At 42.1% G+C, this 12,995-nt stretch carries 8 protein-coding genes; 7 read left to right on the top strand and 1 reads right to left on the bottom strand.

Annotated features, from left to right (window positions below; genetic code table 11):
* Positions 1–194 precede the first annotated feature (194 nt).
* The 3 genes from AAEY97_RS17810 (at position 195) to AAEY97_RS17800 (ending at position 5,775) form a co-directional block, all read left to right on the top strand.
* Entirely contained in the window at positions 195–1,874 is a 1,680-nt protein-coding gene (locus AAEY97_RS17810; protein ID WP_059746860.1) for a glucan biosynthesis protein G, read from the top strand.
* An 11-nt stretch (positions 1,875–1,885) separates the two neighbouring features.
* On the top strand, positions 1,886–4,069 hold the full coding sequence (mdoH, locus tag AAEY97_RS17805; RefSeq protein WP_351000526.1) for a glucans biosynthesis glucosyltransferase MdoH: 2,184 nt from the start codon (positions 1,886–1,888) through the stop codon (positions 4,067–4,069).
* Positions 4,070–4,341: 272 nt separating this feature from the next.
* Positions 4,342–5,775: an MFS transporter gene (locus tag AAEY97_RS17800; protein ID WP_351000489.1), complete on the top strand. Its 1,434-nt coding sequence runs from the start codon at positions 4,342–4,344 to the stop codon at positions 5,773–5,775.
* 19 nt (positions 5,776–5,794) lie between these two features.
* Here AAEY97_RS17800 and AAEY97_RS17795 read toward each other — a convergent pair whose 3' ends face one another.
* A complete protein-coding gene (locus AAEY97_RS17795; protein WP_502959472.1) occupies positions 5,795–6,595 on the bottom strand; it encodes a sulfotransferase family protein in 801 nt (266 codons plus the stop codon).
* A 233-nt stretch (positions 6,596–6,828) separates the two neighbouring features.
* Here AAEY97_RS17795 and AAEY97_RS17790 point away from each other — a divergent pair, with 233 nt between their 5' ends.
* The 4 genes from AAEY97_RS17790 (at position 6,829) to AAEY97_RS17775 (ending at position 12,712) form a co-directional block, all read left to right on the top strand.
* Positions 6,829–7,935 (top strand): Fic family protein, encoded by a 1,107-nt coding sequence (locus tag AAEY97_RS17790; protein ID WP_351000486.1) that lies wholly within the window; start codon positions 6,829–6,831, stop codon positions 7,933–7,935.
* A gap of 115 nt (positions 7,936–8,050) precedes the next feature.
* Positions 8,051–11,206, top strand: a complete 3,156-nt coding sequence (locus AAEY97_RS17785; protein ID WP_351000520.1) for a DUF3427 domain-containing protein — start codon at positions 8,051–8,053, stop codon at positions 11,204–11,206.
* Between the two features lie 305 nt (positions 11,207–11,511).
* Entirely contained in the window at positions 11,512–12,246 is a 735-nt protein-coding gene (locus AAEY97_RS17780; protein ID WP_351000484.1) for a glycoside hydrolase family 19 protein, read from the top strand.
* Positions 12,236–12,712, top strand: a complete 477-nt coding sequence (locus tag AAEY97_RS17775) for a hypothetical protein (protein ID WP_162024103.1) — start codon at positions 12,236–12,238, stop codon at positions 12,710–12,712. The genes AAEY97_RS17780 and AAEY97_RS17775 overlap by 11 nt, the downstream gene beginning before the upstream one ends.
* Positions 12,713–12,995: the final 283 nt, after the last annotated feature.

Genomic DNA, 12,995 nt, shown 5'->3' with positions numbered 1-12,995 from the left:
GTGTACTATTTGGATATATCAATAGATTAAAATGTTATAGCTGCTAATGAGATTTATTGATGAATACTTGTGCAAAATTTTGGCGTTCTGATATCGTTCGCGAAATAGAGCATAGGGTTGTGTACCAAGACATTTTGCCGCAATAACCGCTCTGAAACTCGCATATTAACGCTGTATTTTTTAGGTAGCCTATTATGGTTAGCTTACTGAGTTGCCGTACTTCGGCCTCATCTCACACTGTAAAAAAAGCGCTAACGCGTTTGTCGTTAGCCATGGCCGCAGGGCTTTGTTTTAATCTTGCAGCACAAGAACCCACACCACCCATTATTACCCCCACATCGCCTAGCGTAACCATACCGCTGCAAACTTATGCAGATGAACAAGCGATAGTGAAATCAGCTAATAACCTGAACACAGAAACCAAAGTGCGTTTTGCTAAAACGGCTAACTTTGACTCTGATACAGTGGTTAAAATTGCGCGTAAATTAGCGCAAAAACCGTATGTAGAACTTAAAGACCCATTACCCCCAGGGTTGGCTAAAATATCTTACGATGAATACCGCGATATTCGCTTTAAGCCAGAAGCTTCTATTTGGAAAGCCGAAGGTTTGCCATATCAAATGCAGCTCTTTCATCGGGGTTTTTATTTCCAAGACTTGATTGAAATTGCCTTAGTTGAAGGTAAACAAGCCAGCCATTTAGCCTACAACTCAGAGTTCTTTACTGCTGGTGATGTGTTGAGTCAGCGTTTGCCGACCCAAGATATTGGCTATTCTGGTCTACGCATCCATTATCCACTCAATAATCCTGCATATTTTGACGAGCTTATGGTATTCCAAGGAGCGAGTTATTTCCGCGCTTTGGGTAAAGGCAGCGATTACGGCTTGTCTTCAAGGGGATTAGCATTAAATACCGCAGAACCGGAAGGCGAAGAGTTTCCGATATTTCGTGCATTTTGGGTAGAACGTCCTAACACCGACAGTAACTTAATCGTGGTGCATGCCTTGCTAGACAGCCCAAGCGTGGCAGGGGCATATCGATTTTCTGTAAGACCTGGCGAAAACACCCATATCGATGTGGAAGCGACCTTATTTCCACGCGTGGATTTAGTTAAAGTCGGTTTAGCACCTAGTACCAGTATGTTTTTACATTCAATGAATGGTCGCCAAAACATCGATGACTTTAGACCAGAAGTGCATGATTCTGATGCGCTATTGATCTTAAATGGTCGCGGTGAGCGTTTATGGCGTCCGCTGGCTAATCCAAAGCAATTGCAAGTCAGTGCCTTTATGGACAACTCGCCACAAGGGTTTGGCTTAATTCAACGTGAACGTAGTTTTGATGCGTATCAAGATCTCGAAGCCCATTATGAGCGTCGCCCAAGTTTATGGGTAGAACCGGTCGGAAATTGGGGCGCGGGTGAGGTGGTGTTAACCGAAATTCCAACAGACTCTGAAATTCATGACAACATAGTTAGTTACTGGAAGCCTAAACAACCTATCGCAGCCGGTAGCGAGTTTCATTTTACTTATCGGTTAATTTGGGGCAGCGAGCCCGAAGTTGATGATGGCACTGTTATTGTGGCCCGTACCGCCAGTGGCCGCGCTGAAATCGCTAAAGCCACACCGAGACGTTTGTTTGTTATTGACTATCAAGTTAAAGAAGGCAATAACGATGAAATTCCGGTCGCCAAAGTGCAGAGTTCTGCGGGCGTTGTGACTAATGTGGTGGTGTCTCGTCAGCCTAAAACCAATGGTTATCGTTTGGCGTTTGAAATGGATCCACAAGATGCTGAATTGATCGAGCTACGTGCTGAGCTTAAGTTTACTGGCCCACGCGATGTCGAAACCTGGCTTTACCGTTGGACGCTTTAAGCATGAACATGATGCAGCCAGATGCTGACATTAGCACTGTCGACCCCACGTTGGTCGGTGGTGCAGCCATGCCGCTAGAGCGACCAAGCCCAATGGAAGCGCAAAGTTTACGTGCGTTGTCCGATGGTATGCCACGCAAGAGCATTATCGCCGATGGCGTAAAGTCAGACGGATTACGCCGTCTCTTAGTGGTTGGCAGCGCTTTTATCATGTCGGTTATGGCTATTTACGAGATGGTATCGGTGTTTAATGTCGGTGGAGTCACGCCACTTGAATACATCGTTTTAGTGTTGTTTGCGGTTAACTTTTGCTGGATTGCATTGGCATTTAGCGGCGGTATAGCCGGCTTTATTATGCTACTCAAAAAGCCCACGACAGAAACTGCCGAAAGCATAAAGTTGCATACCCGCACCGCGATATTAATGCCGACTTATAACGAATCACCCGATCGCGTTTTTGCCGCGGTCGAAGTGATGGCGATGGCATTGGTTGCATCGGGCGAAAGCCATGCGTTTGACTGGTTTATATTAAGCGACACGACCGATCCCGATATTGCGTTGGCAGAAGAGCAGGCATTTTTAATATTGCGTCACCAAGTGAGCAAAGATGCGCGGGTGTATTACCGCCGTCGGCGTAAAAATGATGCCCGTAAAGCCGGTAATGTGGCCGACTTTTGTAAACGCTGGGGCGCTCGATACGACCATTTGTTGGTGCTAGACGCCGACAGTTTAATGGAAACCCACACTATCGTTAGTTTGGCGAGACGGATGCAGGCAGATCCTGATGCCGGGCTTATCCAAACTATTCCGTATTTAATTAATGGCAATACCTTAATGGCGCGACTACAGCAATTTGCTGCGCGAATTTATGGTCCGGTAATTGGTACAGGTTTATCTTGGTGGACCCACAAAGAAGGTAACTTTTGGGGCCACAATGCCATTATCCGCACCCAAGCTTTTATGAGCGCCGCAGGGTTACCCAACCTTGCAGGTAGACCGCCATTTGGTGGTCATATTATGAGCCACGACTTTGTTGAAGCAGCCTTGATTCGACGTGCTGGTTGGAGCGTGGTCATTGCCGCAGACCTTCCAGGGTCTTATGAAGAATGCCCACCGTCTATTGTCGATTTAGCGGTGCGCGATCGCCGTTGGTGCCAAGGCAATTTACAACACTCACGGGTGTTGTTTAGTAAAGGATTACATTGGGTTAGCCGCTTACATTTACTCACGGGGATAATGGCTTATTTGTCATCGCCTTTTTGGTTAATGTTAATTTTGTCGGGTTTAATGCTGGCATTACAAGCGCACTTTATTCGCCCTGAGTATTTTACCGACCAGTTTTCACTATTTCCCACTTGGCCAGTAATGGACTCAGACCGTGCACTACGGTTGTTTTATATCACCATGGGCATATTGTTTGGTCCTAAAATCCTTGGGATCATATTGTTACTAAAAAATAGCATCATGAGTAAGCAATTAGGTGGCAGAGGCAAAGCCATTATTAGCGTGGTAGTTGAAGTGATATTGTCGGCACTGATTGCGCCAATAATGATGCTTATCCACTGCGGTGCTGTGATGTCTATTTTAGCCGGACGCGACAGCGGTTGGGCGCCACAACGACGTGACGACGGCAGTTTACCTTGGCTAACCCTGATTTATCGTCATCGTTGGCACATGTTAATTGGTGCGTTATTAGGTTACGCCGCAGTGCTTGATTCGCTTACCTTGTTGGCGTGGATGAGCCCAGCGCTAATTGGTTTGTGGCTTGCGGTACCACTTTCTGCCATGACAGGCTCAGAGCGATTTGGCTTATGGGTCAAGCACCTAAAAATATTGGCAACCCCGGAAGAGGTGTGTGCGCCGAAGCTGAGCCTAGATTCACAACAACGCCGTAACGAATACGTTAACGCCATTGCACAGCCGTGGACCTTATCAAGGCTATTGAAAGACTCAGAGCTAATGGATTTACATTTAGCCATTATTGACAAAAAGCCGCATCGTTTGCCAGGTTCAGCGGTTGAATCACTCGAAGCCATTACTCGGGTTAAAGTACAAGAAGCACAATGCCAGCATGACATTGTAAAGCTGTTTACCCGTCAAGAATTGGCATATTTACTGGGCAATCCTTTACTGCTAAAACAATTACAAAAGCTTCCTGAAGAGTTTGTTATCGAGGGCTTAGTGTCCTTCTGTTAGGTGGGTTTAATTTTTTGTAGATGTGCAGAAGCCCTGTCGGTTTATATCGACAGGGCTTTTGTGTTTAATAAGTTTATACCAGCACAGTGCGCACTTATGCTTACAATCACAATAGTGGATTATGTGATCGTCATAGATTGTTAGCTGGGCACTTATCAGCCATACTTTTAAACATTAACGCTAACTTGAAACGTCAATTTGTGGCGTTAATCCGTGACGTAAACCCATAACCCTAATCAGTTACTTATCAATGGCGTGCATTCATACCTCTTATGGCTTTAGAACATTCGTCTAGCAGCACTAATTCTTGTTCACGCAGTCGTGATAGATTGTCGTGGCTACGGTGTACCTTGCGCCGCAGCCAGCAAGAGGCGGTTGCATCGTCAACCATGACGGCCACCAGTGATAACTTTTTTAATGCTTATGCCATATTCTTAGGGGCTAGTTTAGGCCAAATGGGTTGGGTAACTGGCTTACCTCAATTGTTTGGCTCACTGGCACAACTGTTGTCTGTGTGGTTAGCAAGCCACTTTAGCCGTCGGCAATTTATTGTGGCATGTGCAGTGTTACAAGCCGTAGTCGTGTTAGGTATGGGCGCGTTAGCGGCATTTAGACCAGATAATGCAGTGTGGTTATTTATTGGCTTAGCGGTGTTGTATCAAGGGTTTATCAACCTAATCCAACCGCATTGGCGTGCCTGGATGGGCATGATTGTACCGCAACGCCGACGAGGTGCTTTTTTTGCTTCACGTACTCGATTAACCATGATGGCCTCGCTGAGTGTGTTCTTTGTCGGTGGCGGTATTTTAACCTTAACCGACTCAATAGAAATGGCATGGTTGGGTTTTAGTTTACTGTTTTCGATTGCGGCAATGGGCCGGTTTACTTCAGCCTGGTTATTACTGCAAATGCACGACCCCGAGCCTAGGCTCGCCAAAGCGTCTGGGGTGTTTAAACAAACATTTGGTAATTTCCGCGAAGCATGGAAAGACAAAACTTTCCGCCATTACAGTTTATTTGTTGCGGGTATGCAGTGCATGGTTGCCATTTCGGCACCTTTTTTTGCAGTATACATGCTGGAAGAACTGCATTTTACCTATTTTGAATTTGTGCTTTCTAGTGTGGCCTCTATTTTTACGCAGTTTATTACCTTGCGATTCTGGGGCCGATTTAGCGACCTATACGGCAATAGATTAGTGATGATCATCACCAGCTGCTTAATTCCCAGCTTGCCTTTATTGTGGCTTTTTTCCGACAACTATCTTTATATATTGGCGATTCAAGCCTTTTCCGGTTTAGCCTGGAGTGGCTTTACCTTAAGTACTGCCAATTACCTTTACGATATTCGACCTTTTCGCAGTGACTTTGCTATTTATGCTGCATTACAGGCAGCCTTGAGTGCGGGTTTTGTATTTGTCGGCGCGATGGTGGGCGGTGTAATTGCCTCGTATGCAGCAGATTTTCTCATCTGGACAGGTTTAAACGCTTGGTTAACCAACCCCATATTTTTGGTGTTTATGGTATCGACCACCATGCGATCGCTGGTGGCATTGTGGTTTATTCCGCGCTCAGTTGAACCCAAAGCGCGTCCAAGGCCGCAATTACTGACACTTATTTTCCGCATCCGTGGTTTTAATGCCATATCGGGGGTCAGTTTAGATTGGTTAACCGTTGCTAAGAAAAAGCGTTCTAAAAATAAAGACTAAGAAAGGATAACTAACAATACTAATCTAGGCGGTAATCAAAAAACTTACGTTTATCTGGTCCAGAAACATTAGCGCTAATTTTGTTGGGGTGCTTATATTCATCCCAACTGGCCACATTACGGCCAGTATTCAGTTGCGGAAAGTTAAGCTGTGGAAAGTTCAGTTGCGGAAAGTTTAGCGGCTGAGATTGAAGTTGTGGATATTGAAGCTGCCTAAATTCAGCCGTATCGGGCTTTGGTAAATTGATAAATTGCAGCAATTTAGCAAAGCTTCCTGTCACACTAATATCAATGGCAATAAAGTCATCTCGCCCTGCAAAATAACTGATTACTTGCTGCTGGTGGCGCTGATAACAGGCCGTTAAATGCGCTTCATCAAACACATCTTCAACTTGCCATATATCAAAGCAATGATTAAAGCTGCGCTTCATTACCGGATGAAAGCGGCCCTTATCTTTATCTAAATGCACTAGCATTCTACCCAGTAACATTTGCATCGACGGCAACCACTTATCTAACGGCCTATCTAAATAGACAAACTTAGCGTTGGGAAATAACTTATCTAATTGCTGATAATCACTAAAACACGGCGCATCAGATACCGCATCGGCCAACATAAACGCCTGCTTAGTAAAGGCTTGGTGGGCAACCGTTAACCCTTGCTCAAGCAGCGCCACACTCACACTGGTGGTGCCCGTACGCGGCAGACCAATAATAAATACTTTACTTGCCTGTTCATTTGCCACATTGGGTTTAGGCAAAGCGACTTGATGCTTAGAGGTTTGTGGCATTGTCGATACTTCAGTCAGCTTGGATGTCATTAATTACAGTCGCATAGGGTTATAGAAATTAAAGGTTATAGAGACAATAAACGATTATACCGAAATGCCTGCCAAGGTGTTATCGAGCTTGCTAATGGGAGCCGTGAGGCAATTAATCATCCTATTCGCCTCATATGGTGAGGCGAATAAATTGCTATTTGCCTCATGTTGTAAGTAGAATAGCTTGGTATGTGCATCAATACAGTATTTTAGTCAGCTAAACAGGGGTTAATATGTGGATTTGGCAACAGCAAGAATGGCCAGAGTTTGTATGGGATAATGCTCGTATAAGTGCACTATTGAGGCAAATTCAATTTAACCAGGGTTTGCTGCTGGGTAAAATAGGTTCTGAATCCGCTAGTCAATGGACACTCGATACCATGCTGGCCAATATCGTTTATTCAAGTGCTATTGAAGGAGAAAAGCTTAACGCATTTTCTGTACGTTCCTCTTTGGCGAATAAGCTTGGCGTGAGTGAAGAAAAACCTTATCCCACCACGACGCAAACTGATGGTTTAGCAGATATCACCTTAGATGCGCTACAAAACTGGCAACATCCGCTGAGTTTAACGCGGATTCTAGGTTGGCATTCAATGTTATTTCCAGAAAACCAAACGGGGTTTAATCCTGTTGTTGGCGGTAAGTTACGTGGTAATGAACCTATGCAAGTAGTATCTGGCCGTTTAGACAAACCTACAGTGCGTTTTGAAGCGCCTCCACGCAATACACTAGATCTTAACTTAACGCAGTTTTTTGAGTGGTTTAATCAATCGCGAAATCAACCTAATGTCGACCCGCTCGTGCGCGCAGCCATCACCCATTTGTGGTTTGTCACCTTGCACCCGCTTGATGATGGTAATGGACGTATAACGCGTTTACTCACCGACTTAGCACTCGCGCAAGCTGAGCATCGTTCTATTCATTTTTACACAATGTCAGTTAGTATTCTTGAGCGACGCAAAGCCTATTACGCAATATTAGAGTCTACCCAGCAAGGTGGCTTAGATATCACACCTTGGCTGCTGTGGTTTTTAGACACCTTAAATGACGCTATTCAACACACGCTCAATAGCATTGAGCAAACTACTGCTAAAACCCAATTTTGGCGTCGAGTGAACCAACGCTTACTCATTCCAGCGTTAACCACAGAACAAGTGAGAGTGCTAAATAGATTACTTGATGGTGACTTTAATGATGGGATCAGTAGTAGCCAGTATCAAAAAGTCGCTAAAGTCAGCCGCGCCACCGCCACCCGACATTTGGCTCAACTTGTGGATCAACAGTGTTTAGCCAAAACTGGCGCGGGCGGTAGAAGTACAAGGTATGTGTTGGTGCGCTAATTTAATCGTTGTTCTGTAAGCATTTTATTGATAAATAATATTATTCTTAGTCGTAATATGCACTTATTGCTATGGTATATTCTTAGTGTTTTCACTTTCAAAAGGCCTATCTGACATGGAACAAGTTGGTATTTATGAAAAGCTTATTACTCAACTGATAGATAAAAGCATCAATCGTGATGTGTTCTATTTAGGTGAGCGGCCATTAGAAAGCGCTGAGGCCAGTGTTTGGCTATCGAGGTTTTTGACCAAGATAATGGAGAGTGCCATTGGTGCAATCCCTAGCGGAGACAATCAACTCACAGAGCAAATCGGTTTGGCAAACAAGCTAGTGTTGTGGTTAAAAGATCATGTTCAAGATGATCAATTGATTACTGAAAACTTACTCGATAGTAAAGGCCGTATATTAACAGCGCTATTTGATAAAAAAAATCCCATAGCTACAGATTTTCCTGCGTTTACTAAAGCCATTTATCCGCTAACAGGATTAAGCCAAAGTGAACTTTTTTGTGGTAGCAACGCCGGAATTTCTTTAGACACAGAGTTAAAGCGCGAGATCCGCTCAGCAGACAAAATTTATTGGTTAGTGTCTTTTATTAAGTGGGCTGGCATTCGGATTTTTAAAAATGAACTTGAAGAGTTCACTCGAAGTGGCAAGACCCTGCGGATCATTACGACATCTTATATGGGGGCGACAGATGCTAAAGCAGTCGAGTTTTTAGCAAGCCTGCCAAATACTGAAGTTAAATTGAGTTACAACACTAAGCGCGAGCGTTTGCATGCGAAATCTTATTTGTTTTTGCGCAATACAGGATTTCATACCGGTTATATTGGGTCATCGAATTTATCGCATTCTGCGTTGACCAGTGGTCTTGAATGGAATTTAAAAATAACCACCCAAGAAATTCCTCATATAATCGATAAATCCCTCAACACCTTTGAGTCATATTGGCAATCCAGTGAATTTGAATTATTTGATGGCAATATTGAAGCTAAAAACAAACTTCATGAAGCATTGCGTGAGGCTAAAGGTAGTTATAGCGAAAGCAGCACCTTTCATTTTGATATAAAACCTTTTGCACATCAGCGAGAGATTCTTGAGCAGTTAAATGTTGAGCGTAGTATTCATCAGCGGTATAAAAATCTAGTAGTTGCAGCTACGGGCACTGGTAAAACGCTTATTTCAGCGTTTGATTTTGCCCGTTTTTATAAACTGCATCCAGAAGCTAATTTCTTATTCGTGGCTCATCGACAAGAAATTCTTAAGCAAGCATTGTCTGCGTACCGTGGTGTATTGAAGAATAATCAGTTTGGTGAATTGTGGGTTGCTGAGCACAAGCATAATAGCTACCGGTACTTGTTTGCTTCGATACAAAGCTTAAACCTGCAATTATCAAGCTTACCGCTCACCACTGATTTTTATGATTATATTGTGATAGATGAAGTTCATCACATTGCAGCCAGTAGTTATCGAGGATTATTAGCGCATTTCTCACCCAAGATTTTATTGGGGTTAACAGCCACGCCAGAGCGTCATGATGGGCAAAACATTCTGGATGACTTTTGTGGCGTAATAGCTGCAGAAATTCGTTTGCCCGAAGCAATCAATCAGCGCTATTTATGTCCTTTCCAATACTTTGCTATTGATGATGATACCGACCTTCGCAAAATTAAATGGCATCAAGGGCGATATGATATTGCAGAGCTAAGTCATTTATATACTCATAATGAACAAAGAGTTGTGCGCATTATTAGAAGCCTTAATGACACGGTCACTGACATTCGTCAGATAAAAGCTTTGGCGTTTTGTGTCAGCAAAGAACATGCAGAATACATGGCGAAGAAGTTCAACTTAGCCGGTATTAGTGCGGATGTGCTCACCAGTGATAATAGTCATGAGCGGCAACAAAAACGCCAGAGTTTAATCAGCGGTCATGTACACATTTTGTGTGTGGTGGATATTTTTAATGAAGGTGTCGATATTCCAGACGTTGATACATTATTGTTTTTACGTCCAACCGAAAGCTTAACCATTTTTTTACAGCAGCTAGGACGAGGATTGCGTCTAACCGATGATAAACAGTGCTGTACAGTATTGGATTTTGTGGGTAATTCTCGTGATGAATACGACTTTTCACAAAAGTTTCGCGCGCTGGTTGGTAAAACGAATCAATCGATTAAAGATGAGATAACCAATGACTTTCCTCATTTGCCATTAGGTTGTCGAATCGAGTTAGAAGAACAGACTCAGGCAATGATTTTACGAAATATTAGCCGTGCAACGATGAATGCTAGCAGGTTGCGACAGCTCATCAATAATTTCGAGCACCAAAGTACGCTTACCTTAAGCTTGGTTAATTTTTTACGTTTTAACCCAAATGTTAATTTAGAAGATATTTATAAGCTAAAAATGAGTTGGCTAGAACTCGTTGAGAGCGCAAATAGAAATCAAATAAATGAGCCAAATTTAGATACGAGTCTGGCTAAAGCCTACTATCGCGCGATAAATAATCATTTGTTCGCTTGCAGTTCTATCTCATATTTACAGTTTTTAAAGCAGCTAATTATCGATAATTTCAGCTTCGACGATACCAATGCAACTCAGCGCCAATTTGCATTAGCGTGCCATTATAACTTTTGGGATAAGTCGGGTGCCGAGCTAGGTTTTGCCAGCCTTACACAAAGTGTAGCAGCTTTGAGACATGCTCGATTACAAGCTGAACTCCTTGATGTCATATCGTTACTTATTGAGCGTATACATCATAATGAACTTGAAATGCATATACCTGCAATATCTTCTTTGAAAGTGCATTCAAGGTATACCAGAGAGCAAATACTCGCAGCCGGTGGCGCAAGTTCTTTTGACAGAAAATCAACCGCAAGAGAAGGCGTTTTAGTCCTTAAAGCGCTTAATGTTGAATTACTGTTTGTGACCTTGAAAAAGTCAGTCAAACAATTTTCACCAACCACCATGTACCATGATTACGCGATCAATGAGTCGCTATTCCATTGGCAATCTCAAAATAGCGCAAGACCCGAATATGGCAGAGGCTTAGGCTATATAGAGCATGAAAAAGAGGGCCGTAAATTGATTTTGTTTGTGCGCGAGCAAGCAAAAGATGAAAACGGCCGCACCATGGGTTTTGTCAATTTTGGTCTTGTGAAATATGTTAAACACTCCGGTTCACAACCGATGAATATAACCTGGAAGTTAATGACGCCTATGCCGGACGCTATGTGGCATGAAGCAGCAAAATTAGCAGTAGGATAAGCTAACCTTATCGTCCTCTTCTGCCGTTGAAAATAGGATGTTTTCGTCAAGCTCCATGGATGGGTTTACGGTGTATCGTTTTAGGAAACATGTTGATAATTGGGATATTTCGTATTAATAACTTCAATAGTATTTAAGTCGTATTAACTTTAGAGTGAAGATATTTGGGGGTTATTATTTGGGGTGTATTCAGGAATGCTTCGTCATTATTGAAGATTATATACTCAAATGTAATCCTGTCGTATCCTATTTAAATTAAAGTGGGTTTACAAATTATATGTAAATAGTTAGTACAAAAGGAATTGATGATGTCTATATATAAGTCTTCAAATAGAGTTGAAAATCAAACTCTGAGTTTATCGCACCTTAGAGCTATTTGGAAAAGTGAACACAATGTGAGCGATAAACTATTAAGTGAAGTGGCTGAAGAGTTGAATTATAACGTTAATAAGTGTCAACTTAATACAGAATTAAGAATGTGTCACTTTATCGCTCAAGTAATGCATGAAGTTGGAGGTAAATTCAACTTAGAGGAGAATCTTAATTACAACGAAATGGCTTTGATATCTATATTCTCACATTATGGACGAACTCCTTCTGATGCAAAAGATCACGCATATAACAAGGCTACTAATAAAAAAGCGGATATCGAAGCTATTGCAAATCATGCATATGCGAATCGAATGGGTAATGGCAGTGTAGAGTCTGGTGACGGCTGGAAATATAGAGGTAGAGGTATGCTTCAATTAACCGGAAAATCAAATTATATTTCAATGAAAACAAAGCATAATAACTTGTGGAGTGCAAGTGTCGATTTTGTCGCAACCCCCGATTTATTACTACAACCCAAATTTGCAGTAAGATCTGCTCTAATATTCTGGCTGGAACATCAGCTTTATAGAAAAGCAGATATAGGGGAAAGTCGAATGGTTACGGATAGTATTACTAAAGTCATTAATAGTAAGACAATAAGTTACAATGAACGTCATGATAATTTAACTGATTTATTAAGAAGAAAGGTATTTAAAGATGTTTTTTAATAAAGGCTTCTATTTTTTTATAGTATTTTTAACTTCATTTTCACTAAATGCAAATGAGTTCAGATTATCTGAGTGGACTGATCAAGAGTATTTGTTATATTCTCCCTCTGAAGGTGCTGCTGAAGTAATTATAAACCGTCAGGCGTCAAATGACTTACAGTTAATTGCTGTTATACATGCTAGGTGCGAAGGAATAGATTACAGAGTTCCAGTAATTAGGGGGTACTTTGAAACAGGTGTGAGTAGTGCGGAATATTTGGAGTATGTCATCTTCAAATATGAAGATAAGATATATTCACCAATAAAATCAATTAGTTCATATTATGTTATTCCAAGTGATAAAAGTGAGTCTGTAAAACCTCATTTTTTAGAGTTTGAAACACAAAATACGACAGGCGGTTTTTGTAAGTATATAAATAACAAGACCGAATATGACAATCCTATTTATATTCAAAGTGATAAATGACATTTTCAGCGTTTTTGATTCAAACTAATACTCAACGGCTCAACTTTTGTGGGGATGTTTGACATTAAATTCAGTATTGCTTTGAAGCAGACTTGTTCTAGCCTAGATATTTTCGCTTTTGCGATTGATCAGACAAGATCTTTTCTCCAAGTCTCATGGATGGGTTTACGACGTGTAGCAGAAGGCGATATGGTGGGCGGATTAACCCATGAACCTGTCGATAGCTCATCAGATAATTTTAGTTTTTTAGGTCTTCGTTTTTAGCTCTTCGGTCTTTAGGTAC

The sequence above is a fragment of the Shewanella sp. TB7-MNA-CIBAN-0143 genome (genome assembly GCF_040310065.1).
GTDB lineage: Bacteria > Pseudomonadota > Gammaproteobacteria > Enterobacterales > Shewanellaceae > Shewanella.
This window is presented reverse-complemented; position numbering and strand designations above follow the sequence as displayed.